The sequence below is a fragment of the Paenibacillus sp. genome, from assembly GCF_031177825.1.
GTDB lineage: Bacteria > Bacillota > Bacilli > Paenibacillales > YIM-B00363 > Paenibacillus_AE.
This window is the reverse complement of record NZ_JAPSKE010000024.1, coordinates 16291-40181: the sequence shown is the minus strand read 5'-3', so window position 1 is coordinate 40181 and position 23891 is coordinate 16291. Positions and strand designations below refer to the sequence as shown.

The 23891-nt window shown below is 61.2% G+C and carries 29 protein-coding genes; 5 read left to right on the top strand and 24 right to left on the bottom strand.

Annotation, left to right across the window (positions count from 1 at the left end; all coding sequences use genetic code 11):
• Positions 1 to 51 precede the first annotated feature (51 nt).
• From RIN49_RS21995 to RIN49_RS21985, 3 genes are all read right to left on the bottom strand, one after another.
• Complete coding sequence (locus tag RIN49_RS21995; RefSeq protein ID WP_309122301.1) at positions 52 to 555, bottom strand: hypothetical protein; 504 nt, start codon at positions 553 to 555, stop codon at positions 52 to 54.
• Positions 552 to 1028, bottom strand: coding sequence for a hypothetical protein (locus tag RIN49_RS21990; RefSeq protein WP_309122300.1), 477 nt, complete (start codon positions 1026 to 1028; stop codon positions 552 to 554). The genes RIN49_RS21995 and RIN49_RS21990 overlap by 4 nt, the downstream gene beginning before the upstream one ends.
• 88 nt (positions 1029 to 1116) lie before the next feature.
• Positions 1117 to 1590: a DinB family protein gene (locus tag RIN49_RS21985; RefSeq protein WP_309122299.1), complete on the bottom strand. Its 474-nt coding sequence runs from the start codon at positions 1588 to 1590 to the stop codon at positions 1117 to 1119.
• Positions 1591 to 1730: 140 nt separating this feature from the next.
• Here RIN49_RS21985 and RIN49_RS21980 point away from each other — a divergent pair, with 140 nt between their 5' ends.
• On the top strand, positions 1731 to 2405 hold the full coding sequence (locus RIN49_RS21980; protein WP_309122298.1) for an HNH endonuclease: 675 nt from the start codon (positions 1731 to 1733) through the stop codon (positions 2403 to 2405).
• A 51-nt stretch (positions 2406 to 2456) separates the two neighbouring features.
• On the opposite strand, the gene RIN49_RS21975 is transcribed toward RIN49_RS21980, so the two are convergent.
• From RIN49_RS21975 to RIN49_RS21925, 11 genes are all read right to left on the bottom strand, one after another.
• Positions 2457 to 3746, bottom strand: a complete 1290-nt coding sequence (locus RIN49_RS21975) for an MFS transporter (RefSeq protein ID WP_309122297.1) — start codon at positions 3744 to 3746, stop codon at positions 2457 to 2459.
• 97 nt (positions 3747 to 3843) lie between these two features.
• Positions 3844 to 4368 (bottom strand): peptide deformylase, encoded by a 525-nt coding sequence (gene def / locus RIN49_RS21970; RefSeq protein WP_309122296.1) that lies wholly within the window; start codon positions 4366 to 4368, stop codon positions 3844 to 3846.
• A gap of 2 nt (positions 4369 to 4370) precedes the next feature.
• Complete coding sequence (locus RIN49_RS21965) at positions 4371 to 4613, bottom strand: helix-turn-helix domain-containing protein (protein WP_309122295.1); 243 nt, start codon at positions 4611 to 4613, stop codon at positions 4371 to 4373.
• 60 nt (positions 4614 to 4673) lie between these two features.
• Positions 4674 to 5273 (bottom strand): SAM-dependent methyltransferase, encoded by a 600-nt coding sequence (locus tag RIN49_RS21960; RefSeq protein ID WP_309122294.1) that lies wholly within the window; start codon positions 5271 to 5273, stop codon positions 4674 to 4676.
• Complete coding sequence (locus tag RIN49_RS21955) at positions 5236 to 5793, bottom strand: methylated-DNA--[protein]-cysteine S-methyltransferase (protein ID WP_309122293.1); 558 nt, start codon at positions 5791 to 5793, stop codon at positions 5236 to 5238. Before RIN49_RS21955 ends, RIN49_RS21960 begins: the two co-directional genes overlap by 38 nt.
• Before the next feature lie 2 nt (positions 5794 to 5795).
• Positions 5796 to 6365, bottom strand: coding sequence for an Ada metal-binding domain-containing protein (locus tag RIN49_RS21950; RefSeq protein WP_309122292.1), 570 nt, complete (start codon positions 6363 to 6365; stop codon positions 5796 to 5798).
• Positions 6366 to 6492: 127 nt separating this feature from the next.
• Positions 6493 to 7932 carry a DHA2 family efflux MFS transporter permease subunit gene (locus RIN49_RS21945; RefSeq protein ID WP_309122291.1) on the bottom strand — a complete coding sequence of 480 codons (1440 nt, stop codon included), beginning with the start codon at positions 7930 to 7932 and terminating at the stop codon, positions 6493 to 6495.
• 112 nt (positions 7933 to 8044) lie between these two features.
• Entirely contained in the window at positions 8045 to 8596 is a 552-nt protein-coding gene (locus RIN49_RS21940) for a phosphotransferase-like protein (RefSeq protein ID WP_309122290.1), read from the bottom strand.
• Between the two features lie 344 nt (positions 8597 to 8940).
• Positions 8941 to 10095: an N-acetylglucosamine-6-phosphate deacetylase gene (gene nagA / locus RIN49_RS21935; protein WP_309122289.1), complete on the bottom strand. Its 1155-nt coding sequence runs from the start codon at positions 10093 to 10095 to the stop codon at positions 8941 to 8943.
• A 123-nt stretch (positions 10096 to 10218) separates the two neighbouring features.
• Positions 10219 to 10701 carry a DinB family protein gene (locus RIN49_RS21930; protein ID WP_309122288.1) on the bottom strand — a complete coding sequence of 161 codons (483 nt, stop codon included), beginning with the start codon at positions 10699 to 10701 and terminating at the stop codon, positions 10219 to 10221.
• Between the two features lie 16 nt (positions 10702 to 10717).
• On the bottom strand, positions 10718 to 12139 hold the full coding sequence (locus tag RIN49_RS21925) for a DEAD/DEAH box helicase (RefSeq protein ID WP_309122287.1): 1422 nt from the start codon (positions 12137 to 12139) through the stop codon (positions 10718 to 10720).
• Between the two features lie 122 nt (positions 12140 to 12261).
• On the opposite strand from RIN49_RS21925, the gene RIN49_RS21920 reads away from it, so the two are divergent.
• Positions 12262 to 14271 (top strand): TetM/TetW/TetO/TetS family tetracycline resistance ribosomal protection protein, encoded by a 2010-nt coding sequence (locus RIN49_RS21920; protein WP_309122286.1) that lies wholly within the window; start codon positions 12262 to 12264, stop codon positions 14269 to 14271.
• Between the two features lie 4 nt (positions 14272 to 14275).
• Here the strand turns inward: RIN49_RS21920 and RIN49_RS21915 are convergent, their stop codons facing one another.
• From RIN49_RS21915 to RIN49_RS21905, 3 genes are read right to left on the bottom strand one after another with little or no spacing between them, the layout of a single operon-like run.
• Entirely contained in the window at positions 14276 to 15076 is an 801-nt protein-coding gene (locus RIN49_RS21915) for a GNAT family N-acetyltransferase (protein ID WP_309122285.1), read from the bottom strand.
• Between the two features lie 9 nt (positions 15077 to 15085).
• Positions 15086 to 16105, bottom strand: coding sequence for an SDR family oxidoreductase (locus RIN49_RS21910; RefSeq protein ID WP_309122284.1), 1020 nt, complete (start codon positions 16103 to 16105; stop codon positions 15086 to 15088).
• A gap of 43 nt (positions 16106 to 16148) precedes the next feature.
• On the bottom strand, positions 16149 to 17012 hold the full coding sequence (locus tag RIN49_RS21905) for an aldo/keto reductase (protein WP_309122283.1): 864 nt from the start codon (positions 17010 to 17012) through the stop codon (positions 16149 to 16151).
• A 231-nt stretch (positions 17013 to 17243) separates the two neighbouring features.
• Between RIN49_RS21905 and RIN49_RS21900 the strand changes: the two genes are divergently transcribed.
• Positions 17244 to 18161 (top strand): aldo/keto reductase, encoded by a 918-nt coding sequence (locus RIN49_RS21900; RefSeq protein ID WP_309122282.1) that lies wholly within the window; start codon positions 17244 to 17246, stop codon positions 18159 to 18161.
• 65 nt (positions 18162 to 18226) lie between these two features.
• Here RIN49_RS21900 and RIN49_RS21895 read toward each other — a convergent pair whose 3' ends face one another.
• Together RIN49_RS21895 and RIN49_RS21890 are read right to left on the bottom strand one after the other, a co-directional pair.
• A complete protein-coding gene (locus RIN49_RS21895) occupies positions 18227 to 18574 on the bottom strand; it encodes an ArsR/SmtB family transcription factor (RefSeq protein ID WP_309122281.1) in 348 nt (115 codons plus the stop codon).
• 1 nt (position 18575) lies between these two features.
• A complete protein-coding gene (locus RIN49_RS21890) occupies positions 18576 to 18998 on the bottom strand; it encodes an SRPBCC family protein (protein WP_309122280.1) in 423 nt (140 codons plus the stop codon).
• Positions 18999 to 19271: 273 nt separating this feature from the next.
• On the opposite strand from RIN49_RS21890, the gene RIN49_RS21885 reads away from it, so the two are divergent.
• Positions 19272 to 19610: a DUF4234 domain-containing protein gene (locus tag RIN49_RS21885; protein WP_309122279.1), complete on the top strand. Its 339-nt coding sequence runs from the start codon at positions 19272 to 19274 to the stop codon at positions 19608 to 19610.
• A complete protein-coding gene (locus RIN49_RS21880) occupies positions 19591 to 20007 on the top strand; it encodes a DUF2752 domain-containing protein (protein ID WP_309122278.1) in 417 nt (138 codons plus the stop codon). The genes RIN49_RS21885 and RIN49_RS21880 overlap by 20 nt, the downstream gene beginning before the upstream one ends.
• A gap of 65 nt (positions 20008 to 20072) precedes the next feature.
• Here RIN49_RS21880 and RIN49_RS21875 read toward each other — a convergent pair whose 3' ends face one another.
• The 5 genes from RIN49_RS21875 to RIN49_RS21855 all read right to left on the bottom strand — a co-directional run bounded on the left by RIN49_RS21875 (position 20073) and on the right by RIN49_RS21855 (position 23875).
• A complete protein-coding gene (locus RIN49_RS21875) occupies positions 20073 to 20813 on the bottom strand; it encodes a DUF4247 domain-containing protein (RefSeq protein ID WP_309122277.1) in 741 nt (246 codons plus the stop codon).
• Between the two features lie 12 nt (positions 20814 to 20825).
• Positions 20826 to 21332, bottom strand: coding sequence for a DUF4178 domain-containing protein (locus tag RIN49_RS21870; protein ID WP_309122276.1), 507 nt, complete (start codon positions 21330 to 21332; stop codon positions 20826 to 20828).
• Between the two features lie 24 nt (positions 21333 to 21356).
• Positions 21357 to 21758, bottom strand: coding sequence for a DUF350 domain-containing protein (locus RIN49_RS21865; protein WP_309122275.1), 402 nt, complete (start codon positions 21756 to 21758; stop codon positions 21357 to 21359).
• 107 nt (positions 21759 to 21865) lie between these two features.
• The gene (locus RIN49_RS21860; RefSeq protein WP_309122274.1) at positions 21866 to 22543 is read right to left on the bottom strand and encodes a PspA/IM30 family protein; all 678 of its coding nucleotides are present in this window, start codon (positions 22541 to 22543) and stop codon (positions 21866 to 21868) included.
• A 153-nt stretch (positions 22544 to 22696) separates the two neighbouring features.
• A complete protein-coding gene (locus tag RIN49_RS21855; RefSeq protein ID WP_309122273.1) occupies positions 22697 to 23875 on the bottom strand; it encodes a D-alanine--D-alanine ligase family protein in 1179 nt (392 codons plus the stop codon).
• Between the last annotated feature and the right edge of the window lie 16 nt (positions 23876 to 23891).

The window sequence follows — 23891 nt, the reverse complement described above, 5'->3', positions numbered from 1 at the left end:
AATACGACTCATTCCCTTAATAATAGAACACGAAACGGGAATTGAAAACTCCTACCGGCCGGTTCTCCCCTTGAAAAACCAATGCTTCGTCAGCGTGAAAAACAAGATCGTCGCGCTCTGCGCCAGCAAATATACGAGGAAGGAGTAGCCGGGCGTCCAATCCTTGTAGGTAAACACATGTAACTTCACGCTGAGCAGCTCGAAACCCAAGCCCAAGGCCGAGCCGAACAGCACGTAGACCGGTATCGCCGGCCCTGCGATCCTCAGCCTATGGTAGAAGTATATGTATAGATAGCCCGCTGCCGGATACAGAAACCAGGTCGCGAAATCGGTAATATCGAACACCGGGATTTCGTTCGTGTCGTAATAATCCAAGGGGGCTACGCCCAACGTATGGTCGGCGCCCTTGGCCAGGCTGATACTGAAGAGCCCGATCAAGAGCGCGATCGACTTTGGGAATAATCGCGGCAGACGGAGAATGGTCGTATATGCGATGACGAGGTTGATCAGAATAAACCACTCGTTCTGATCGAAATCGTGGAACAGCTTGATCACCGGACGACGCCCTCCTTCCGCAGCAAGCCTCGGAAGCTCCCCGTGAGCATTCGCGCGGTCGCATAGACGAACACCGCTTCCGCGAACGCCAGCCAGCTCGGCCAGCCGTCGGAAGGCTTCCAGGCGCCTATGGCGACCATGGCGAAGTCGACCCCGAGCAGAGCCGCTACGGCGAACGCCGCGGCGGACGCCTTCCGTAGCGGCCGAACGCAGTCGGCGACCGCGTCGATCGCCCATACGACGATAAGCGGAGTAACGAAATATAAGTTGAGCATGCGCAGGTAGAGCGCTTGAAGCGTGGGCGGCACATCCACGAGCTTCAGGTTGAGGAACGCCACGTTGAACATCGCGTCCTTCACGAACACCGCGACCATCCAGCACAGCACGAGCGCCAGCGCCGGCAGGCGCTTCGTCTTCACGACGAACGACAAGAAAGCAAGAATCGATACCGCGAGCAACGCGACGACGGCCACGCCATCCCCGCCCTTCGTAACGGAGTCACAAACATATTCTATATTGAAATATGCCCATTCCTCGCGCCGCTAATCGGATTTTCCGCAGTTACTCTCGCGCCGACATCGCCTTATACATCTTGATCGCTTGAAAGTGCATGCCCTCGTGGTACAATGTAAAATTCAGGAACGCATCCGTAGCCGTAAGCGTGATGCCCGTCGACGTCGTATACGGCTTCGGCGCGCCTTCGTGCAGCCGCCCGTCCCACGCTTCTGCGACCCGTTTCGGCTGGTCGCGAAGCATCTCCGTCAACTCGGCCAGCGCGGGCGGACGATCGACCCACGAGGCGGGCGACGAGCCGGGGCCGAACCAGGCGGCGAACCCGTCGGGAATGGCGGCCTCCTTCCCTTGCACCGTGAAGGCGAACCGCTCCTGCACGAGGTAAATATGGCCGGCCTGCCAAAGAATCGAATTGCGGAATCCCGCCGGAACCGCGGTCGCCTGTTCCTCCGATACGTCCTGCAGCGCCTTCACCGTCTGATCTCGAACGAACGCCAATTGCTCGAATACATACGCGGACATGGACATGCACCCCTTATGAAATTGGATGAATTTGGAGATCAGTATACCATAACCCTTATCCTTCCGTTACGGTTGGCCTCCGATTTGCGTTATAATAGGATTCATCTGAAATTCAATCGACGAACAGGAGGCGGCGAACCATGACTGACGTTCCGGAACAGCGATTCAAAATATGCGCCTATTGCCAAACGTCGAAGCCCGCCGCCGACTTTCTGCGACGCACGGGCCGTCGGGCCGGTAAGAACGCCAGACGGGGACCGTGCCGCGCGTGCCGGATCGAGCGCAAGACGAAGCTCTTGCCCGCCGCGGAGCCGCAGCCGGCGCCTTCTCGCGCGGCGGCCCCCCCGCCCCCGGCGGATCCCGCGAAGCAGCAGCCTAAGAAGCCCTCGTGGCGGCGGCCGCCGCTGCCCGCGCCGACGCCGCGGCCCGAGGGCCCGGACGTCTCGGTGCTTCGCGTCAACCGCCAAGGGCTCGTCGGCATGCGCGGCAAGACGGATAAAGGCCGGCGCTGGTACCAAGAGACCGACCTCGAGACGGCGGTCACGCTCGTCAAGGAGCACGCCGCCGTCGTCGTCAATCGGCATACGATCCGCCGCATCTACAGCAATAAGGCGTTCCGGCGTTACATTTTGGACCGGGACCGGTACACCTGCTTTTTCTGCGGAGAGCCCGGCGACACGATCGACCATCTGCTCCCGCGGGCCAAGGGCGGACATACGACGCCGGTCAACTGCGTGTGCGCTTGCAACCTATGCAATCAGAGCAAGGCGGATACGGATCTCCACGTCTTCATCGAGCGGAGGCGCGGCGAATAAGAAGAGACACCTCGGACGGTTTCCGCAGGTGTCTCTTCGTTTTGTATTCCCTTACCTCTCTCCCGCCGGCTCCCCCTTCTCGAGCTTGACGAAGAACGACACGGCGACCGAGATCGCGATCAGTCCGAGCGGCACGATGCTGATCAGCGTCCGGAACGTCGCCTCCGGATTCGGTCCCGGATTGTCGCCGCTCTCGTACCCGAAGAGGATGCCGACCACGAGGAACGCCAAGGCGGAGATCAGGCCGCTGGAGCGCGTGATGAAGCCGCTCACGGCCGTGTAGATTCCTTCGCGGCGACGTCCGGTCTTCTCGTAGTCCCGATCGATGATCATGCCGGAGACGATCGGCGGCGTCACGAAAAATCCGGCGAGCCCGAACCCGACGAGAATGCCCGCCGCGATACCGGTGGCGAGCGAGTTGCCGAACCACAACGGGATCACGGACAGCCCGTAGGCGATAAGGGACAACCGCCAGCCCTTCACCGGATCCATCTTGCGGACGAGCCGGTACCATACCCCGACGAGCGGGATGACGGAGATGAACATCGCGGCGAGCAGGATCGTGACTTGCGCTTCCGGGATCTTCAACACGTATTTGGCGTAAAACGGGATCATCGAGCTCAGCAAGCCGTTCACCGTCTGCGCGAAGGAGTTCGCGATGTTGAACGTCCAGAACGCGCCGTTCTTCAGCGTCTCCCGGAACGCTTCCTTGAACGGAAGCGGCGGCGTCCGGCGCGCTTCCTCGTCCTCGCGAACGGAGCTTACGAACAGCAGCATCAACGCCGCGAAGACGATCGCATAGACGATCGACATGCCGTCGAAGCCGATCGCCGCGAACAATAGCGGCGTGGCGGCCGTCCCGATCAGCAGCGCGACGATCTGGAAGCCTTGCTGCACGGCGGACGCTTTGGCCCGCAGCGCATGACCGCGGAACAGCTCGGGGAACAGCGCGCCGTAATTGACCCAGAGCACCGTGGCGACCGCTTCGTAGAACACCAGGGCGAGTAGAAACCACGTGAACAAGCCGTACCCCTGCAGCCCCTCCGGCACGCTGAACACCAGAATGAACGACAGCATGAACAGCGGAATCGCGCCTACGATCCATGGCCGCCTGCGGCCGTATTTCGTGTCGGTTCGATCCGACCAATACCCGAACAACGGCTGATTCGCCGCGTCCCAGACGAGGAAGATCGTGCGGGCCAGCGTCGCCAGCCCGAGACCCAGCCCCAGCTTCTCCACGTAATAATAGCTGTAGAACGAAGAGAACGCCTGGCTTGGAATCATCATCGCCAACATGCCCAGCGCATACATCGCCGGTGAATTTTTGCCTTTCCCGAACATGCCCTGCCGCCCCCGTTCGTCATTGCTTCCTTTTCCTGTATATTCGCCGGCCGCCGCCCTTCTTCCTTCTAACGAAAAAGACGGCGAGCGCCTCCGCTCACCGTCCGTCCTTCGCATACGTTCTTCGCACGACGTCCATCACGTCGAGCTTCTGTTTCGTCTTCTCGTGAATCAACCACCGATCCCGGACATGATCCACGAATAGGATGCCGTCCAGGTGATCGATCTCATGCTGCATGCAGCGGGCCGCGTCCCCCTCGGCCTCCAACGTCACGCGTCGCCCCTGGCGATCCGTCGTCTCGACCCGCACGTAGCTCGCCCGCTCCACCTGCCCGAAAAATCCGGGGAACGACAGGCAAGCCTCGAATCCGGTCTGCGCGCCTTGCCGCTCCACGATCCGCGGATCGATCAGCTCGATCAGCCCGTCCCCCATATCGAGCACGGCGAGGCGCCGGAGGATGCCGATCTGCGGCGCGGCGAGGCCGGCCCGGCCATCGTCCGCGTATAGCGTATCGGAGAGATCGTCGAGCGTCTTCAGGATTCTTGGAGCGATGTCCCCGACCGGCTTCGCCTTCGAGCGCAAGGCCGGGTCCCCGAACGGCAATATCGTCCGGACGGTCATGTTCAAGCCCCCTTGGAACGCCGAGGAGGCGTATGCACCCATAACTCGCTCGGCGTGCAATCCAGCGCCGTACATAGAGCGTCCAACGTGTCGGCCTTCATCTGCTTCGGCTGCCCGTTCAGCAGCGCGCTGACCGAAGGCGGCGACAGCCGGTAGCCGGCTCGCTCCTCCAACACGCGGGCCAGCTCGGCGCCGGACCAGATGCCTCGCTGCGCCATGATTTGTCGGAGCATCCATTCCAACATCGATATTCCCCCTCGATAAAATTAGGTGATACCTTAATTTATTAGCTATCACCTAATGTATCACTCGGCAAGCTCGATGTCGATCCCGTAGCGGTATATGTACACCTTCGTCGCATAGACGTCCCGGCAGACGACGACCCGCTCCGGCCGCCGTCCGGGAATGGCGAAGCCTACGCTGACGACGCGCGTCCCGGGCCGCAACCTACGCTTCCATACGCCGTCTAGACGCGGCATCGCCCCGGGGTACAAATAGCAGACGACGAGGTCGACCTCGTCGTAGGGGAATTCGTATAGATCGCCCCGCCGGAACGCAACCCGCCCGCCGACGCCGGACAGGACGGCGAGCAGCTTCGACGCGATCCACGGGACCGGCGAGTTTTCGACGCCGACGATCGTCCGGCCCGGGTTGCGCTTCGCGATCGCCAGCGCCAGCGTGCCCCATCCCGCGCCCGCCTCCGCGATTCGGCCGGTCGGACCGAGCCGCGCGACCGCCTCCGCGACGGCTCGCCGCACCGGCGCGGACGCCGGCATCGGCGAGATGCCGTTCTTCCAGCTGACGACGACGATCGAAAGCGCGGCGGCCAGCGCGATCGCGACGACCGCGCAGCTCGCGAGCATCGTACTAAAACCGGAACCGCTCGTGGCCGCGGTCCTCGACATGATCGATGCCTTCGAGCGCGAGCAGCCGCTTCTTGACGGTCAGCCCGCCCCGGTAGCCGGTCAGCGTACCGTTCGCCCCCACGACGCGGTGACAGGGCAGGATGACCGGCAGCGGATTCCGTCCGTTCGCCGCCCCGACCGCGCGCGTCGCCGTCGGCCGGCCGATCTCCTCCGCCAGCCGGCCGTACGTCCACACCTCGCCGTACGGAATGTTCGCGAGCGCCGCCCATACTTCCCGTTGGAACGGCGTACCCATGAGATCCAACGGGATGTCCTCGAACCCGACGCGCTCGCCCGCGAAGTAGCGGCGCAGCCGATCCGCCGCGCCGAACGCCTCGAAGGGACCTCGGTCGGCGCGGAGCTGCGCCCCCGGTCTCTGCTTCTCCAGCCATGTTCGCGCCTCGCCCAATTGTTCTTCGTTATATAACAATCCGCACACGCCGCGCTCGCTCCCGAGCAGCGTCCAGGTCGCTTCCGCGTCCGGCAGCGTATAGTGGTAGATCGTCGTTCCCGCTCCCATCGTCATTCGCTCCTCGTTCTTCGCTCGTTCCGATACGCCGTCGGCGTCATCCCTGTGCCGCGAGCGAACCAGACTGTGAAATGCGACGCCGTGCCGAATCCGATCGACGCCGCGATGTCGGCGATCCTGTCGTCGGATCGCGCCAGCCGGCGCTCGGCTTCCTCGCGCCGGAGCCGTTCCACCGTCTCCGCCGGAGAGACGCCCCTCACTCGCTTATACGTTCGCTGCAGATGGTACGGACTCACCGCGAGCTCGTCGGCCAGCGCCGCCAGCGTCACCTTATCCGCGTAGCGCCCGGCCAAGATGGCGTCCGCTTGAGCGGCCATCGCCGCGTCCGGCGACAGAGCGCCGTTCTCTTCCGGCTTGCACCGCTTGCACGGCCGAAAGCCCGCGGCGAGCGCCGCTTCCAGCGACGGGTAGAACGTCACGTTCTCGGGCTTCGGCGTCTTCGCCCGACAGGACGGCCGACAGACGATCTTCGTCGTCCTCACGCCTGTATAATATACGCCGTCGTACGTCGACTCCCGCCGCGCGACCGTCGCGTAGATGCGCTCGAATAGCTCTCGCTCCATGCGCCATCACCTCATAACAGCAGTATAAGCCAGACGCCCGCCCGCTCATAGCCCTCGCGCATAGGAGAGCAACATTACGAAAGCGGGTCGCCCAACATAAAAAGAGGACCCGCAGGTCCCCTTCTTCTTAGTGCATCGAATGCATCGGCGCCGCATGATTTACGATAACGCGGCGGATGAAGAACGCCATCGCGAGACCGACCAGCGTCACGATCATCGCGAACAAGAACACGTGCTGCGAACCGAACGTCATCGCGTTCGCGACTTCGACGACTTCGGTCGGCGCCGACGACGATCCGAGGTAGCGTTCCATGCCCTGCGTCAGAATGCTGATCGCAACGGCGGTGCCGATTGCGCCAGCCACCTGCTGCAGCGTGTTCATGACGGCCGTGCCGTGCGGGTACAGCTCCGGCGGCAGCTGATTCAGGCCGTTCGTCTGCGCCGGCATCCACACCATGGAGATGCCGACCATCAGGCCGATGTGCAGCGCGACGATGAACGCGATCGACGTCGTCGGGGTGATGCCGGAGAAAAACCATAGCGCCGCCGCGACGATCGCGAGGCCCGGGATGACGAGCCACTTCGGCCCGTACTTGTCGAACAGCCGGCCCATGTACGGCGACAGGAAGCCGTTCAGCGCGCTGCCCGGCAGCAGCATAAGCCCCGCGGCGAACGCGGAAAGCGCCATGCCGTTCTGCAAGTACATCGGCAGGATGATCATGCTCGACAAGATGATCATCATGCAGGAGAGCACCATGAGAAGGCCGACGATAAACATCGGATACTTGAACACGCGCATGTTCATCATCGGTTCGCGCATGAACACTTGCCGCAAGACGAACAGGGCGAGCGCGACCAAGCCGACGGCGATCGAAGCGACGACGACCGGATGGCCCCATCCCTCCGAGCCTTCGCCCGCTTTGCTGAAGCCGAAGACGACGCCCCCGAAGCCGACCGTGGACAGCGCGACCGACAGGATGTCGATGTGCGGCTTCGTGACTTCGGTGACATTTTCCAAATACTTGAGCCCAACGAGCAACCCGACGATCAACACCGGGAGCGACAGCCAGAAAATGTAATGCCACGTTAAATACTCGATCATGAGTCCTGCGACGGTCGGTCCGGTCGCCGGCGCGAACATGATGACGAGGCCGACGAAGCCCATCGCCGCGCCGCGCTTCTCCGGCGGATACACGACCAGAATCGTATTAAACATGAGCGGAATCAAGAGACCCATGCCGGCCGCTTGCAGGACGCGCGCGACCATCAGCATCTCGAAGTTGACCGCGAGCGCCGCGATCAAGGTGCCGACGATGGAGCTCGCCAGCGAACCGACGAACAGCTGTCTCGTCGTAAACCATTGCAGCAGCAACCCTGTCATCGGCATGAGAATGCCGAGGGTAAGGAGGAAGCCCGTCGTCAACCATTGCGCGGTCGCGGCCGAGATGTCGAACACGACCATTAAATTGCTGATCGCGATGTTCAATGCCGTCTCGCTGAACATGCCGACGAAGCCGCAGATGAGCAGCGACGCCATGATGGCTTTCGTATTATATTGCTTTACCATGAATCCACTTCCTATCCTCTAGAAAATCTTGTTTGACGAGCTCTTTGATCGGCGGCCCGCTATCTGTTACAGTAATGTTTACAGTTCCGCAAGTCAATACCTTTACAATAATTTATTTGCGGCCGTCGATACACCCTTCGTCCCACACGCGCTCGAGAATGCGAGATACCGTCTCCTCCGGCGTCCACTCGGTGGAATCGAGCCACAGCCCTAGCCTCGGCGTCTCCGTCCGTAATACGTCGTCCAACTGGGACGCCGTCCAAATCCCGTACCCCTTCTTCCCTCTGCCGGCCTCCCGCGCTTCGACGGCGGCGACGGAGGGGCATAACACGACCAAGTGCAACGGCCGATGGTTTACGTACGACAGAAAATCCGTCAGCAGCGCCCCGACTACGACGTCCTGCATGACGACGTGAAATCCCGCCTCCAGATATGCGTCCGCCGCTTGCGCGGCCAGCCGGTACCGTAAGCGAAGCTGCGCGAGCCCGTCCGCGTCGCCGTCCGGCTTCGCCTCGACCCGATCGTTCACGATCATCTTGCGGAAGACGTCCCCGCGAAGATGAACGGATCGTTCGAATCGCTCGGCCATCAGCTGCGCGACGGTCGACTTGCCGCTTGCCATAATCCCCGTTATCAAAAACAAATGCGGTCCGTTCGGCTCCATATTCTTCCTCCTCAAATTCACTATCTTCGAATGATATCCGAATTTCCAACAAGTGGCAACGGAAATCGCACCCACAGATATCTATTCTCTCCGAGCCCGCATATTGCCTAGGAAATAGGACTCCCGCGCGAAAATGGCCTCTCACGCTTGGCGCGCGAGTTTATCAAAGCGAATTCGTCCAAGTACGCATCAAAGGAGTGGCGCTTTTCGTGGGAAGTTCGAATTCGAGCTTATAGGCGGTATTTTCCGACTAACAGGGCTCACTAAGCTCATTGTTGAGCTTAAGCGGAATTTCCCGCCGCCCAGCCCACAAAAAAGGACGCCTTCGCGAGGCGCCCCCCCTTCTATGCTCGGCGATAGACCACGTTCCCGCCGACCATCGTCCACTCTACCTCGAACCGCTCGTCCAACAACACGAGATCCGCGTCCGCGCCCGGCTCGATCCGGCCCTTCGTCGGCAAGCCGAGCAGGTCGGCCGGCGTCCGCGTCGCCATCGCGACGGCGTCTCGCAGCGGGATGCCCGCTTTCACCGTCTTCGCCAGCGCCTCGTTCATCGTCACCGTACTCGACGCGAGCGTGCCGTCGGCCAACGTCGCGACGCCGTCCGCCACCTTCACTTCGTGCCCGCCGAACGTGTACGTGCCGTCGCCCATGCCCATCGCCTGCAGCGCGTCCGTGATCAGCACCATCTTCTCCGGCCCCTTCTCGCGGTACAAGAGGCGAACCATCGCCGGGTGCAGGTGCACGTCGTCCACGATCGCCTGCACGCTGACGTGGTCCGCCTCGAAGGCGGCCAAGATCAGGCCCGGATCGCGGTGATGGATCGGGCGCATACCGTTGCAGCAATGCGTCACGTGACTCGCGCCGCCGCGGAACGCCTCGACCGCTTCCTCGTACGTCGCGTCCGTATGCGCGAGCGCCGGGATGACGCCCCGCTCCTTCAAGTAGCCGATCATCTCCATGCCGCCCGGCAGCTCCGGCGCCAACGTCACCATGCGGATCAACGAGCCCGCCTTCTGGAGAATGAGGCCCATCTCGTCCCGATCCGGATGGCGCAAATATTTCTCGTTCTGCATCCCCTTGCGTTTCACATTCAAATACGGCCCCTCGATGTGCATCCCGACGATGCGGGCGCCCGGCTCGCGGCCGACCGTCTGCGCGACGCTGTCGATCATCGTCAGCAAGTCCTCCAACGTGGACGAGACGGATGTCGCGAGGAAGGACGTGCAGCCGGTCCGCGCGCAAGCCTCCGACACGACCTCCACGCTCTTCGTCGTGCCGTCCATCATATCGAAGCCCTCGGCGCCGTGAATGTGCACGTCGATCATGCCCGGAATGAGCAGCCGCCCGTTCCCGTCGACGAACTCGTCGACGTCCGTCCAGACGGCGTCGGCTTCCGCGTGCACGGAGACGATGCGGCCGTCCCGCACCAGCACGCTGCCCGAAACCGTCTCGTCGCCGGCGATCCATCGAATATTTCGGATTCCCGTAGTTGTCATGCTCGGTTCCACCCTTACGAATAAGTTACCACCCAGTATACCCCTGATGCGAGGCGGTTGCCACGATCGGAATTATCCATAGAAAAAAGAGCGAACGCCTCCGTCCGCTCCAGACTCGCATGTTTATAGATCCGGGGCGATCAAGCCCCGCCCGATGACATTGGGAGACACCGGCGCCTTCCCGACTTCCCGCGCCCATACCGACAGCTGTCCGGCATGATGGATATGGTGCGCGACGACATGGCGCATAATTTCGCCCCAAGCGTCGACGACGACCGTGCCGTCCGCGCGGCGATCGTGGAACGGCCGCCGCTCCAACCCGTCGTGCCAGGCGTCTACGAACGCTTCCACCTCGGGACGAAACCGTCGGTCCAGCTCCTTCACCCGCTTGAGGCTCCGGTATCCGGCGAAATCCTCTTGGAAGTCCGGCTCGCCCTGCATGACGCGAATCCAGCTCCACTCCACGTCGACCATATGGAACAGCGTGCGCAGGATACCGCCGACGCCGCCCGTCCGCTCGCGAAGCAGCTCTTCCTCGGGGACGCCTTCACACCACGCATACCAAGCCTCGCGCACCATCCAGTTGTACCGAAACATCGTCTTCATGGCTGCGCCCCCTTCGTTATCTTCCGCCCGATCCTCGGTGCGACCGATTCGCGCCGGTCGACGCCGCCACCGGCTGCCTCCGCGGTTCCGACGGCTTCGGCGAAGACGCCTGCCGCTCCTGTCGCGGCGATTGCCCGCCGCTGCGCGGTGAAGACGAGCCCGCGCCCCGCTGCGACGGCTGCGACTGCGGCCCCCGCTGCTGACCCTGCGGCTGCTGACCTCTCGGCTGCTGACCCCGCGGTTGTTGCCCGCGCGGCTGCTGCCCGCGCTGCGGCTCCGGCTTCGCGGCCGGCATCGCGCCGGTCATCGGGTACGGGTGATCCTTCACGACCGGGATCGTTTTTTTCGTTACCTTTTCGATATCTTTCAAATACGGAATTTCTTCCTGCTCGCAGAAGGAAATCGCCACGCCGCTATGTCCGGCGCGCCCCGTCCGGCCGATCCGGTGCACGTACGTCTCCGGAATGTTCGGCAGGTTGAAGTTGATGACGTGGGACAGCTCTTCGATATCGATGCCCCGCGCCGCGATGTCCGTCGCCACCAACACGCGCGTCGTGCCGTTCTTGAAGTTATTCAAAGCCGCCTGCCGCGCGTTCTGCGACTTGTCGCCGTGGATCGCTTGGGCGGCGATGTTCGATCGCGTCAGCCCTTTGGCGACGCGGTCGGCGCCGTGCTTCGTACGCGTAAACACGAGCGCGGACGAGATGGATCGGTCCTGCAGCAGGTCCGTAAGGAGCTTCTGCTTATTTTCCTTATCCACGAAATACAACGATTGTTCGATCCGATCCACCGTCGAGGACACCGGCGTCACTTCGACGCTGACCGGGTTCACGAGCAGCGAGTTCGCCAGCTTCGAAATTTCCGGCGGCACCGTCGCCGAGAAGAACAGCGTCTGCCGTTTCGCCGGAATCGCCGCGATGACCTTCTTCACGTCGTTGATGAAGCCCATGTCGAGCATGCGGTCGGCTTCGTCCAACACCAAAATCTCCACGTGCCGCAGGTCGACCACCTTCTGGTTGATCAAGTCGATGAGCCGCCCCGGGGTCGCGATCAGAATGTCCACGCCGCGCTCGAGCGCCTGCTCCTGCGGCTTCTGGGATACCCCTCCGACGATCGAGACGTTCTTCAGGCCCGTGAACCGGCCGTACGCCTGCATGCTCTCGTCGATCTGAATCGCCAGCTCCCGCGTCGGCGACAGGACGAGCGCGCGAATGCGTCGGCGTTCCCCCTGCTTCCGCGGGCGCGAATGCAGCAGCTGAAGGATCGGCACGGAAAAGGCCGCCGTCTTCCCCGTCCCCGTCTGCGCGCAGCCGAAGACGTCGCGGCCGGCCAGCACGGCGGGAATCGCCTGCTCTTGAATCGGCGTCGGCTTCTCGTAGTTTTCCTTCGCCAGCGCCTGCAGGATCGGGGGGATTATGTTCAATGCTTTAAAGTTCATTAAAGGTCTCCTACTCTAATTCTCCATTTGAAATCGTAAGTTCAACCGTACCACACTTAAGCGCAATTGAAAAGGAAGGGACATGGTATAATGGGTGAAGTACGCAAGGAGGTTTATGGAAAATGAATGCGACTCCTCCGTCGCCGTCCCGGCGCAACGTAGGCATCTTCGCCCACGTCGACGCGGGCAAGACGACGACGACCGAACACCTCTTATACGAAAGCGGCCGCATCCGCGCGCTGGGCGACGTGGATCGGGGCACCGCCTCCACCGATTGGCTGGACGTCGAACGCGAGCGCGGCATCTCGGTGCGGGCGGCGACGACGATGTTCCAATGGAACGGCGTCTCGGTCAACGTCGTCGATACGCCGGGCCACGTCGATTTCCTCTCCGAGGTCGAACGGTCGCTCCGCGTCATGGACGGCGCGGTTCTCGTCCTCTCCGCCGTGGAAGGCGTGCAGGCCCAGACCGAAGTCATCTGGCACGCGCTCCGCAAGCTGGGCATCCCGACGATCCTTTACGTCAACAAGATGGACCGCGCCGGCGCCGACGCGGCTCGCGTCCTGAACGATATCCATAAGCACCTGTCCCCGCTCGCGACGCCCGTGCAGCAACCCATCGGCGCGGCGGAGACGTTCGACGGCGCGAGGGACCTCTGGAACGCCGCCGAGCGCGAGCCGGGCGCGATCGCCTCCCGAACGGAGCTGATCGAGAGCGTCGCCCAGACGAGCGAATCGCTGATGGAGCGATATTTCGAGGAGGGCGTGCCCGATGCCGATGCCGGCTTGGCGTCGTGGCGGACGGCCTTCCGTTCGCTCGCCCGGAGAAGCGCCTTGTTCCCGGTGCTGTTCGGCGCCTCGAGCAAGGGGATCGGCATCCGAGAGCTGATGGAAGCCATCGCCCTGTACCTCCCCGAGCCCGGCGGCGACGCGTCGGCTCCCGTATCCGGCGTCGTCTTCAAGATCGAACGCGACAAGACGATGGGACGCATGGCGTACGTCCGGTTGTACCAGGGTACCCTCCGCAACCGCGATCCCGTTCGCAACCTGACGCTCGGCGCCGACGAGAAGGTGACGCAAATTCGGAAGGTCGACGGGCAGAAGTCGGAGGACGTCGGCGTGCTGACGGCCGGGGACATCGCGGCCGTCTGCGGCCTTCAGCAGGCGCGGATCGGCGACGTGCTCGGCACCGGGGATGGCGTGCCGGAGGAAGCGAAGCTCGCGGTCCCGCTTCTTACCGTGCAAGTGCATTGGGCGAACGAACACGACTACCCGCGCGTCATCGCCGCCCTGCACGAGCTCGCGGACGAGGACCCGCTGCTGTCCTTGCAATGGCTGCAGGAAGAGCGCGAGCTGCATCTGAAGGTGATGGGTCCGATCCAGCTCGAAATTTTGTCCCGCCTGCTCGAGAGCCGATTCGGCCTCGCCGTGACGTTCGGACAGCCGTCCGTCATCTATAAGGAGACGCTCCGCGGCGCCGGAGAAGGCTTCGTCGCGTACACGATGCCGAAGCCGTGCTGGGCGATTCTGCGCTTCCAGATGGAGCCGCTGCCTCGAGGGGCGGGCTTGCGATACGACGCGCAGGTGCGCGCCGAAGACTTGCTGCCGCAGTACCAGAACGAGGTCGCCCGCCGCGTCCCCGAAGCGCTACAGCAAGGCTTGTACGGGTGGGAGGTCGTCGACGTGCGCATTACGCTCGTCGAAGGACAGCACCACGTCTGGCACACGCATCCGCTCGACTTCGTCGTCGCCACGCCGATGGGCATCATGGACGGCCTGAACCGGATCGGCACGAAGCTGCTCGAGCCGATGCTTCGCTTCCGGCTGACCGTGCCCGAGGAGTTCGGCGGCAAGGTGATGAACGACCTCGTCCTCATGCGCGCGACGTTCGAAGCGCCGGAGCCGCACGGCGACCGCATGACGATCCACGGCCGCGTGCCCGTGGCGACGTCGCTCGAATACGCGGTCAAGCTCGGCTCGATGACCAAGGGCCGCGCCGCGTTATCTACGTTCTTCGACGGCTACGAGGAGTGTCCGCCGGACGTTTGGGCGGAGCGCCCCCGCCGCGGCGTCAACCCGCTCGACACCGCGAAGTACATTCTCAGCGTCCGGAACGCGCTGTCGTCATCCTAATGAGTTATAACCCCTTGCACCAGAACGTATTGACGAACGCGGTACGGAAGCCGGCCTTTTCCATATTGGCATGACTGGGCGTACCGAAGACGACGTCCGTATAGACGGCCTTCGCGCCGAGGCGAGCGGCGTCCGCAAGCCTTCTGCGGATCAAGGCGGTCTGGCAGCCTCGCCCCCGGTACGCTTCGAACGTGTAGTCGTTCGCGAGGTACGCCTCGCCGCCATGGAGGAACAACGACGCCATCGCGGCGGGGCTGCCGTCGATTTCGATCATGTAATTGCGGAAGTGCGGCTGCCAGAAGTACCCCTTCGTTCGCTCGACCGTCGCGTCCGCGATCGGCTGCCCCGGCGAAGACGCCTCGATCCATCGGATGAACGTCTCCGCCGTGCGCTCGGTCACCAGACGGATGTCGAAGGACGTCGCGGCCTCCGCATCGGACGGCTCCGCCGCCATGAACGCAAGCTGCTCGGCCGGGAGGAAGCCCGCGTCGGCCAACGCGCGGCTCGCCTCCGGCCCCGTACGGTCCGGCGTCATGTCGAAGCAAGGCGCGGCGTCGCTGGCCGGGTACCATGCCAAGATCTCCTGCAGCCTTGGAACGTCGCCGGCGCCGAACCCTTTGATTCGGTTATAGTACATCGAGTGCGGGTCCGTCCGGTCCTGGAGCAGAACGCAACCCCCGACGTCGGTCGCTTCCACCTGCCGCTTCGTCGGCGTAAGCGACCTTTCGGCGTTCCATTTCGTCAGCTCGAGCTCCATCCGCTCGATGTTCGCCTGCAATTCAATCGGCTTCTTATAAGCGCCCAATCGTTTCCGTCATCCTTCCTTCACCGCTCTGGCGGCCGCTTCCATCGCCCCGACGACGCGATCGCACCACGCGTCGAATTCCGGGTCTTCCTGCTGCAGCTCCGGATGCGCCAAGATGTTCCGAATCGTCGCCTTCAGCCCTTGATCGAGCCGCGTCGTCGCTACGAAGTCCGGCACGAGCCGCTTTAGCTTCGCGTTGTCGAACACGACCGAGTTCGCCTTGTCGCCGAGCAAGCCGCCTCGATAATCGATGTCGCTGCACGCCGCGAGAAACTCGGACGCCACGTGCACCGCGCGAAGCTCGACGCCGAGACTGTCTGCGATAATCTCGTAAATTTGATTCCACGTCACCGTCTCGTCCGACGTAATGTGAACCGACTCCCCGATCGCGTGAATGTTGTCCATCAGGCCGATGAAGCCCTTCGCGAAATCGCTGTTATGCGTCATCGTCCACAGCGACGTCCCGTCCCCGTGGATGATGACCGGCTTGTTCTCCAGCATCCGCTTGGCGACCTGCCAAGTCCCCTTGCGCCCGTGAACGCCGAGCGGAATGGAGCGCTCGTCGTACGTATGGCTCGGCCGGACGATCGTGATCGGGAAGCCGTGTTCGCGGTACATCCGGACGAGATATTCTTCGCAGGCGATCTTGTTGCGGGAATACAGCCAATAAGGATTGGATAAGGGCGTGCCTTCGGTAATCCGGTAGTCGGACAACGGCGTCTGATACGCCGAGGCCGAGCTGATGAACATGAACTGCTTCGTCTTTCCGGCGAACAAACGGTAGTCCCGCTCCAGCTGCGCCGGCTCGAAGGCGATGAAGTCGGCCACGACGTCGAACCGCATGCCGTCGATCAAGCCCGCAACCTGCGCTTCGTCGTGGATATCGGCCGTCAGCGCGCGCACGCCGTCCGGCAGCCGATCGTTCCGACGGCCACGATTGATCACATACAACTCGTGCCCTTGCTCCGCCAGCTGTCTCGTAATCGCCGAGCTGATCGTTCCCGTACCTCCGATAAATAGCGCTTTCATAAACCCGCACCTCCGTATCGTGTAGGAGAGGGGCGAACCGGGTTTACGCCCGTTCCGCCCATTCTTCCGCATTGCTCCAATCCTTCGCCTTCCACCGCAGGACGTCCGGATTCGCCATCGGGATGATCTCCTTCGCAAACTCCAGCCGTTCGATCTCGGTCATCGGACGGAAGCTTCGCGCGACCGCCAGATTGTTTTCCAGCTGCTCCATCGACTCCATCCCGATAATCGCCGTAGCGATCGGCAGCGACCACGTATATCGCAGCGCTTGCTCGTACCACTGCGCCAGCCGGCCGAGGCCGAGCACCTTCATGCCTACGACCGCGACGCCCTTCTCGTTCGCTCTCGGGACGAACTCGTGCGCGAAGCTGTAGATGAACTGATCCGCCGCGGAGAGCGCGACCAGCGCGCTGTCGAACGGAAACCGCTCGATCGCCTCGAGCTGTACGCTCGGATTCGTGTGTCCGCTAATGCTAATTCGCTTGATGACGCCCTGCTCCTTGGCCTCGAGGAGCGCTTGCAGCGCGCCGTCCCTCGCGAAGCAGGCGTCTAGCTGCTCCATCGTCCGCACGTCGTGCAGCCGCCACTCCTCGACATGGTCCGTCCGCAGCCGCTTGAGGCTGCCCTCGAGGGACCGCCACGAGCCGTCCCTCGTCCGGTCGATCGTCTTCGTGGCGATCCACACCTGGTCTCTGCGCGCCCCGAACGACTTCCCGAGCCGCTCCTCCGACTGCCCGTCGGAGTAGATCGGCGCCGTGTCGAAATAAGTGATCCCTTCGTCGATCGCCCGGTTCACGATCCGGACCGCCTCTTCCTCCGCGCAGCCGTGATCGTCGACGATCCGCTGCGCGCCGAAGCTTAGAATCGGGAACGACGCGCCGGTGTTCCCGAAGGCCCGCTTTTCCATCGAAGCCCCTCCCCCAACGACTCAAAAAATGGTTACGATTGTAAATATGCCTTCCATCCGAGCAAAATATCCCGTTTCAGCCGAACGACGGAACGATTTTCTAGCATTATGTATTCTCCATCGCGGCTCCGGTTCCTTCCGGCGGCCGGTTCGGTTGTCACGCCTGTCCGTCTGTGTCACAATCGAAGAAGCAACGGATTTTTGTATCAAAGAGGAGATGGATTTCAACCCATGAGAACGATTCCGTTAGGACAGAGCTCGTTACAGGTGCCGGTCGTCGCCGTCGGCTGCATGCGCATTACGTCCCTCGACAAGACCGGAGCGGAACGCTTCGTGCGAACGGCGATGGAGGAAGGGGCGAACTTCTTCGATCATGCGGACATCTACGGAGGGGGCGCTTGCGAGGAGCTGTTCGCCGACGCGATCGGAATGAACGCTTCGGTGCGCGAAGAGATGATCCTGCAATCGAAGTGCGGCATCCGCAAGGGGATGTTCGACTTCTCCAAGGAGCACATCTTGGATTCGGTGGACGGCATCTTGAAGCGACTGAAGACCGATTATTTGGACGTCCTGCTGCTGCATCGTCCGGACGCGCTGGTCGAGCCGGAGGAAGTCGCCGAGGCGTTCGATACGCTGGAGCGCTCGGGCAAGGTGCGCCACTTCGGCGTCTCGAACCAAAACCCGATGCAAATCCAGCTGCTTCGGAAATTCGTGAAGCAGCCGATCGTCGCGAACCAACTGCAGCTCAGCATCACCAACGCTACGATGATCTCGAGCGGAATCAACGTCAATATGGAAAATGAGGCCGCCGTCAACCGCGACGGCAGCGTGCTCGACTTCTGCCGGCTGAACGACATCACCATTCAGCCGTGGTCCCCGTTCCAATACGGCTTCTTCGAGGGCGTCTTCCTCGGCAACGAGAAGTTCCCGGAGCTGAATCGGAAGATCGACGAGGTCGCGGCGGCGTACGGCGTAACCAATACGACGATCGCCATCGCGTGGCTGCTTCGCCATCCGGCGCGCATGCAGCCGGTGCTCGGCACGATGAATCTCGACCGTCTGCGGGATTGCCTCAAGGCCGCCGAAATCACGTTGACCCGCCAGGAGTGGTACGACATCTACCGCGCCGCTGGGAACGTACTGCCGTAAGCGGCATCCGAACCAAGAGAAGAACCTCCCGTCCGATCGAGACGGGAGGTTCTTCTCTTTCATTCTTATCCTTCGACCCGTTCCGAATCGTCCTCCTCGACGAACGCCTTCAACGCAATCAGCTTATTGTCCCAATAGCGATCGAAGTACGTCAGCCATCGTTGAAGGTCGCGCAGCGGATCCGGCCGCAGCTTATATCGGGTCTCCCGTCCGACCTTCCGGTTGCTGACGAGGCCCGCTTCCGTAAGGACATGCAGATGCTTGTTGACGGCCGTTCGGCTGATCGGGAAGTGCTCCGCGATGCGCGAGATGGGCAGTTCCGTATCCGTCTCCGCGAGCAGCGTTAGCATGCTCCGTCGCGTCGAATCGGCGACCGCCTGAAATACGTCGTACCTAGCTTCCGCAACCGGCATCTTACGCCTCGACGTAAGCGGGCAGCGCCTCGGCGACGATCTTCTCCCAGCCGTTGTCCATGATGCCGCGAACGACCGCGTGCGGCTGTCCGAATTCCGTCGTCTTCGCCGGATCCCAGCCGGAGTGGATCAAGGTGAATTCCGTCTTGCCGTCGACTTCTTTCAACTCGAACGTCAGATGCCATTCCGCACCCCAATCGAAGCCGACGCGATGCGGAGGCTCGATCTCCGTCACCTTGCAGTGCGAATCGCCGAACGGGCCCGCGTGAAGAATGAAGTCCTTCCCGACGACCGGCTCGAACGTATTGGGCATCCACCAGCCGGCGATTCCCTCCGAGGTGGCGATCGCCTTCCACGCCTTCTCGATCGGGACGTTGAGGACGACGGTCTTGCGAATGTCTGGAATCGTATCTTGAGATTGCATGCGAATGATACCCTCCGTTCTTTTTATAACACCTTTTGGTTTCACGTTTAATATAACACCAATAGGTGTTATATTGTCAAGCCTCTTCCCCTTCCTCCCATAGGTTGCCCCGCTTCCCATTCCCGATGAATAAATCGTCCACTTCCGAAATAGGGTTAATTAATAATTTTCTCTTGTATTTCCGTCGGTTGTTTCCTATGATGAATAGTGCATTTTTGTCATTTGTTGTCGGAAGATGTTGTTTGAAGCGAAATATGATGCGGGCGGTGCGGAATGGTTCAAGAGAGAAGTATCGGGTTGGCGGTCGTCCTGACGCTAGTAACCTGCGGGATTTACGGAATCTATTGGTTTATCGTCCTAACGAACGACGTCGGGCGGATAAGCGGGGACCCTTCCTTCACAGGGGGCAAGCATTTCCTGCTGAGCATCGTCACTTGCGGCATCTGGAGCATTATCTGGTCTTACCAGGCCGGCAAGCTCGTCGAGTCGGCGCAGCGGCAGCGGGGCATTCCAGGAACGGACAATTCGGTTCTCTACCTCGTGCTGACGATTTTCGGCCTCGGGATCGTCACGTATGCGCTGGTTCAGGCGGATGTCAACAAGCTGGCTTAACTCGGCGTTCGCGACGGTCGCAAGGAGCCCTCGATGGATTCATGGCTCCTTGGCCGCCGCCGGAGGGCTGCTGTACTTGAAGGTCTGGCTGCCGGCGACCGGCCTCGGCATTCCCTGCGTCTTCCACGAAGCGACGGGGTTGTATTGCCCGGGCTGCGGCATGACGAGAGCCGCTTTATCGCTGCTCGAGGGGGATCTGCCTCAGGCGTTCCGGTACAACGCATTGGCGTTCGGCCTGCTCCCCTTGCTTTTCGTCTACTTTCTCGCGAATCGAAGGGGGATGCGACGGACGAGCCGGGCGGTCATGGCCGCGATGGTAACGGCGGCGCTCGCCTTCGGCGTAACGAGGAATCTGCCGGCGTGGGCTTGGCTTTCGCCGACGGCGATCGGATCATGAAGGAAAAAGAGCGAATCGGCCCGTCGGGTCTGATTCGCTCTTTGTTTAAGCGGTCGTATCCGCCTTCATCGTCGCCGGCCGATCTTGCCGGTTCGCTTGCTGATCTTCGGCGCCTTCGTCTTCTTCGGCTTCGTGAGGACGCTGCTCTTCTCGCTGGAGGAACCGCTTCCGTCCCTCACGATCTTGCCGGGGGAAGCCGACGAGCCGGGCGATGCAGCGCTCTTCGACGCCGAAGCGTCCGCGTCGGACGAGCGACGGACGATGCTGCCGGACCGATTCACAGTGACCGGCGGCGCCATCTTCTTATCGTCGACCGTAGGCGTGCGATAGGTTTGCTTAGGGGCGTATGCGCCCTTGCTGCCGTACCCTCTATAGTCGCCCCCCGCATATCGCCCGCGGTCGAACAAATCCCCGATGACGGAAGCGATGATATAAGCTTCCAAGAAGCTCGGGCTGTAATTCTGACGGACATACTCTCGGCTGCTGATCTCGATCAGCGTATCTTCCGGCTGTTCGGGATCTTGCTGCACTTGAACGATCTCGTCGGCGTAGACCAAGAACATGCGCTCCGCGTCTTCCTCGGATTGCTGCTGCGGCCGTTTCCGTTCCGCCAGCTCGTTCGCGACCTCCGGGACGTTCCGGTCCGCCGCCCGATACACGTAGGACGTCTCGTTCCCCGAACCGCTGACCGACTCCAACGGATAGGTCTCGCCGACTTCGAAACTTTGCATGCATCCGGCCAATACCGGGACGATCAAACTCAAAATCAGGAGATGCTTTATCCCCCGGGACAGCCACGATTTCAATGATTTCCCTCCTTACCCGCCGCGCAGCACGCGAACGTCGGCCGGGAGCACGGACTCGCCCTCGTACAGCATGAACCTTCCGTCTTGCCACTCGATGCGAAGCAGCATTCGGTCATCCGATACGTACTGCCATACGTATTGCTCCCCGCCCTGTCGGAACGGCGTCTTCCCGCTCGATTGGATGATACCGGAATAATGCTCCTCCATGTGATAGGCGCGATCGTCCAACTCTAGGGTCGTCGGCACTTCTTCGAAGGAATCCAGCCGTCCGTCGATCGGTTCGTACAGGGCGAACAACGTCCGTTCGCGATCCTCGATCGCGAGATACCGAATCGCCGTTCCGTCCTGCAGCGTGAGGACGATCGCGTTGCGCTGTCGATTTTGCGTGCGTCCGACGACCTGATAGGTCGCGAGCGACACCTCGCAGACGTCGCCCGGCCCGATCGTGAGGATGCTCTTCTCCGGCATCGGCGGCGCCGGCTTGCTAACTAGATTTTTAATACGTCGGAATACACTCATCTTGCCGCTCCTTATGTTCAGGAATTAGACCGCTCCGATGATCAAGGCGCCTGCGAGGTGAAGCGAACCCGCGAAGAGCGCGTTGGCGATTTTCCCTTCGTGTATGCCTTCTTCCAATTGGAAATGGGTGAGTTTCGACAAGACAGTCCGCGCCAGCCACTCCAGAACGAACAGCAACACGAAGGAGACGACGGAGATGATGATCGCTTCCCAGATGACGTCGGACTTGGCGATCGACTGCCCCAAAATATACGCTTGCGCGATCAGCTTCATCATGAATCGCGTCGTTACCGCCACGTTGCCGGCTTTCATCTCTTGAATGTCCTGATAGCGCGTCGTCAGCGAGTCCAGGTACATGATTAAAAATAAGAGCAATGCGCCCATTCCCGTCCATACGGGAATTCGGGCGTAATCGATCCAAGTCAAAACAAATCCCCCCGAACGGTCCTTAAATGTAAAACGCCTGTATGTCGCTATCGCAGCTTTCGTCTCATACAGGCGCACTTCGTATCCGGTTGTAGGTCGGCTTCGGCTTATTTATCCTTGTTCTCGTATTGCTTCATCAACGCGGCCAATTCGTCTTCGACGGCCTTATCCTTGCCGAGCTCCTTGAACTCGTCGTCGAGCGACTTGCCCTTAGAAGCGTACAAGCTGTTGCTCGCTTCGGCCTGCGCCTCCATCTGAAGCATCTTCTCTTCCATCCGCTTGAGCCCCGCGGCGGCCGAATCGGATCCGAAGCCGTTCATCGCTTTATTGATTTCGGTCTGCGCCTTCGCCGCGTTGTAACGGGCGACGAGCATCTCGCGCTTGTTCTTCAGCTCCGTCAATTCCTTGCGCATCTCTTCCAGCTTCGCCCGAAGGTCGTTGGCCAGCTTCAGATTCAAGTCGTAGCCGGATTTATATTCGGCCATCTTGCCTTCGGCGGCTTTCTTCTCCTCCAACGCCCGGCGCGCCAAGTCGACGTTCTGCGCTTGCGCCGCCATATGAGCTTGCTGCGTGCGCTTCTCTACGAGTTCGACTTGTTCTTCGTAGAGCCGCTTGAACTTCTTCTCCAAGGCGATCTGCGCGGCTACGGCTTTCTCCGCGTCCCCCAAGTCCTCCGTCATATCCCGAATGTATTGATCCGTCAGCTTGATCGGATCCTCCGCTTTGTCGATCAACGCATTGACGTTAGATAGGGTCAGGTCTCGAAGCCTCTTAAACAAAGACAATATCGCCGCCTCCTAAGGTTGAATATCGAATACATATCAATACGTACGTGGCAAATCCTGGTTTCATGCGCCTCCGATAAAGCAGAAAGAGAGATGAGGTTCTCATCTCTCTTCGCGATCGCTATCCGATTCCATCCGTCCCTACTGCAATGACTATCTGCCGAGCTTCTTCGACCCGCCGCCCTTGCCTTGCAGCGCCAGGAGGTTCGTGTCGTAGCTGAACGTCAGCTGCGACTTCGTCCGGTGCCGCTTCAGCGCGAGCTGAACGAGCTGGCCGGTCATCTGCTCGAAACTCTTGCCCTTCGGCTCCCATAAGTAGAACGCCAGCGAGCCTGGGATCGTATTGATCTCGTTGACATACACCTTGCCCTCGTCCTGGTCGATGAGGAAGTCGATCCGCGACACGCCGTTGCAGCCGAGCTCCATGAACGTCTGCCTCGCCAATGCTTGGACTTCCTCCGTCATCTCCGGCGAGATGTCGGCGGGGATGATGCGGTTCGTCCCGGACATGCCCTTCGACGCTTGATTCAAGTATTTATCTTGATAGCTCAAGATTTCGCTCGTCTTGAGCACTTCTTCGCAGACGGACACTTCTACCGACTCGTGGTCCCCGATGACCGAACAGTTGACCTCTTTCAAATTCTGGACCACGCGCTCGATAATGACTTTGTCCGCGAAGCCGAAGGCGTTCCCGAGCGCGCTTGTCAGCTCCTCGGTATCCGCCGCGATCTCGATGCCGACGCTCGAGCCGAGGTTCGCCGGCTTGACGATGACCGGGTACTTCAGCTGCGCTTCGGCCTTAGCGATGCAAGAGCTAGGATCCTCCGACCATTGGTGACCGTAGAACGTTACGAAATCCACGACGGGCAGCCCGGCGCTGCGGACGACGGCTTTCATGACGACCTTATCCATGCCGAGCGCCGAGGACAGTACGTCGCAGCCGACGTAAGGCACCTTCTGGAACTCTAGCAAGCCCTGCAATGCGCCGTCTTCGCCGAACGTCCCGTGGGTGACGGGGAAGGCGACGTGGATTTCGTCGACGACCGGATTCTTGAACCAGGATTTCTTGGTCGCGACCAACTGATGCGCCCCGTTCTCGTTCGTAAACAGCATTACGTTCGTGCTTTTGCGAAGCAAGCCCGGGAGATCCTTGTATTCGTCGATGGAGCCGACCGCTTCGCCGGTGTACCACTTGCCCTCTTTCGTAATATATATCGGGACCGGCTCATATTTATCTCTCGGTAACGCATGATATGCCTGCAGACCGGAGATGACGGATACCTCGTGCTCGACCGACATCCCTCCGAATAGGACTCCGACGCGTATTTTCATAAGTAAGAAATCCTCC

What these genes read in the sequence shown, in the direction of transcription:
- RIN49_RS21985 (WP_309122299.1), bottom strand. Translation starts at nt 1,590, where the DNA reads ATGTCCGCGTATGTATTCGAGCAATTGGCGTTCGTTCGAGATCAGACG.
- RIN49_RS21980 (WP_309122298.1), top strand. Translation starts at nt 1,731, where the DNA reads ATGACTGACGTTCCGGAACAGCGATTCAAAATATGCGCCTATTGCCAA.
- RIN49_RS21975 (WP_309122297.1), bottom strand. Translation starts at nt 3,746, where the DNA reads ATGTTCGGGAAAGGCAAAAATTCACCGGCGATGTATGCGCTGGGCATG.
- def (WP_309122296.1), bottom strand. Translation starts at nt 4,368, where the DNA reads ATGACCGTCCGGACGATATTGCCGTTCGGGGACCCGGCCTTGCGCTCG.
- RIN49_RS21965 (WP_309122295.1), bottom strand. Translation starts at nt 4,613, where the DNA reads ATGTTGGAATGGATGCTCCGACAAATCATGGCGCAGCGAGGCATCTGG.
- RIN49_RS21960 (WP_309122294.1), bottom strand. Translation starts at nt 5,273, where the DNA reads ATGTCGAGGACCGCGGCCACGAGCGGTTCCGGTTTTAGTACGATGCTC.
- RIN49_RS21955 (WP_309122293.1), bottom strand. Translation starts at nt 5,793, where the DNA reads ATGGGAGCGGGAACGACGATCTACCACTATACGCTGCCGGACGCGGAA.
- RIN49_RS21950 (WP_309122292.1), bottom strand. Translation starts at nt 6,365, where the DNA reads ATGGAGCGAGAGCTATTCGAGCGCATCTACGCGACGGTCGCGCGGCGG.
- RIN49_RS21945 (WP_309122291.1), bottom strand. Translation starts at nt 7,932, where the DNA reads ATGGTAAAGCAATATAATACGAAAGCCATCATGGCGTCGCTGCTCATC.
- RIN49_RS21940 (WP_309122290.1), bottom strand. Translation starts at nt 8,596, where the DNA reads ATGGAGCCGAACGGACCGCATTTGTTTTTGATAACGGGGATTATGGCA.
- nagA (WP_309122289.1), bottom strand. Translation starts at nt 10,095, where the DNA reads ATGACAACTACGGGAATCCGAAATATTCGATGGATCGCCGGCGACGAG.
- RIN49_RS21930 (WP_309122288.1), bottom strand. Translation starts at nt 10,701, where the DNA reads ATGAAGACGATGTTTCGGTACAACTGGATGGTGCGCGAGGCTTGGTAT.
- RIN49_RS21925 (WP_309122287.1), bottom strand. Translation starts at nt 12,139, where the DNA reads ATGAACTTTAAAGCATTGAACATAATCCCCCCGATCCTGCAGGCGCTG.
- RIN49_RS21920 (WP_309122286.1), top strand. Translation starts at nt 12,262, where the DNA reads ATGAATGCGACTCCTCCGTCGCCGTCCCGGCGCAACGTAGGCATCTTC.
- RIN49_RS21910 (WP_309122284.1), bottom strand. Translation starts at nt 16,105, where the DNA reads ATGAAAGCGCTATTTATCGGAGGTACGGGAACGATCAGCTCGGCGATT.
- RIN49_RS21905 (WP_309122283.1), bottom strand. Translation starts at nt 17,012, where the DNA reads ATGGAAAAGCGGGCCTTCGGGAACACCGGCGCGTCGTTCCCGATTCTA.
- RIN49_RS21900 (WP_309122282.1), top strand. Translation starts at nt 17,244, where the DNA reads ATGAGAACGATTCCGTTAGGACAGAGCTCGTTACAGGTGCCGGTCGTC.
- RIN49_RS21895 (WP_309122281.1), bottom strand. Translation starts at nt 18,574, where the DNA reads ATGCCGGTTGCGGAAGCTAGGTACGACGTATTTCAGGCGGTCGCCGAT.
- RIN49_RS21890 (WP_309122280.1), bottom strand. Translation starts at nt 18,998, where the DNA reads ATGCAATCTCAAGATACGATTCCAGACATTCGCAAGACCGTCGTCCTC.
- RIN49_RS21885 (WP_309122279.1), top strand. Translation starts at nt 19,272, where the DNA reads ATGGTTCAAGAGAGAAGTATCGGGTTGGCGGTCGTCCTGACGCTAGTA.
- RIN49_RS21880 (WP_309122278.1), top strand. Translation starts at nt 19,591, where the DNA reads ATGTCAACAAGCTGGCTTAACTCGGCGTTCGCGACGGTCGCAAGGAGC.
- RIN49_RS21870 (WP_309122276.1), bottom strand. Translation starts at nt 21,332, where the DNA reads ATGAGTGTATTCCGACGTATTAAAAATCTAGTTAGCAAGCCGGCGCCG.
- RIN49_RS21855 (WP_309122273.1), bottom strand. Translation starts at nt 23,875, where the DNA reads ATGAAAATACGCGTCGGAGTCCTATTCGGAGGGATGTCGGTCGAGCAC.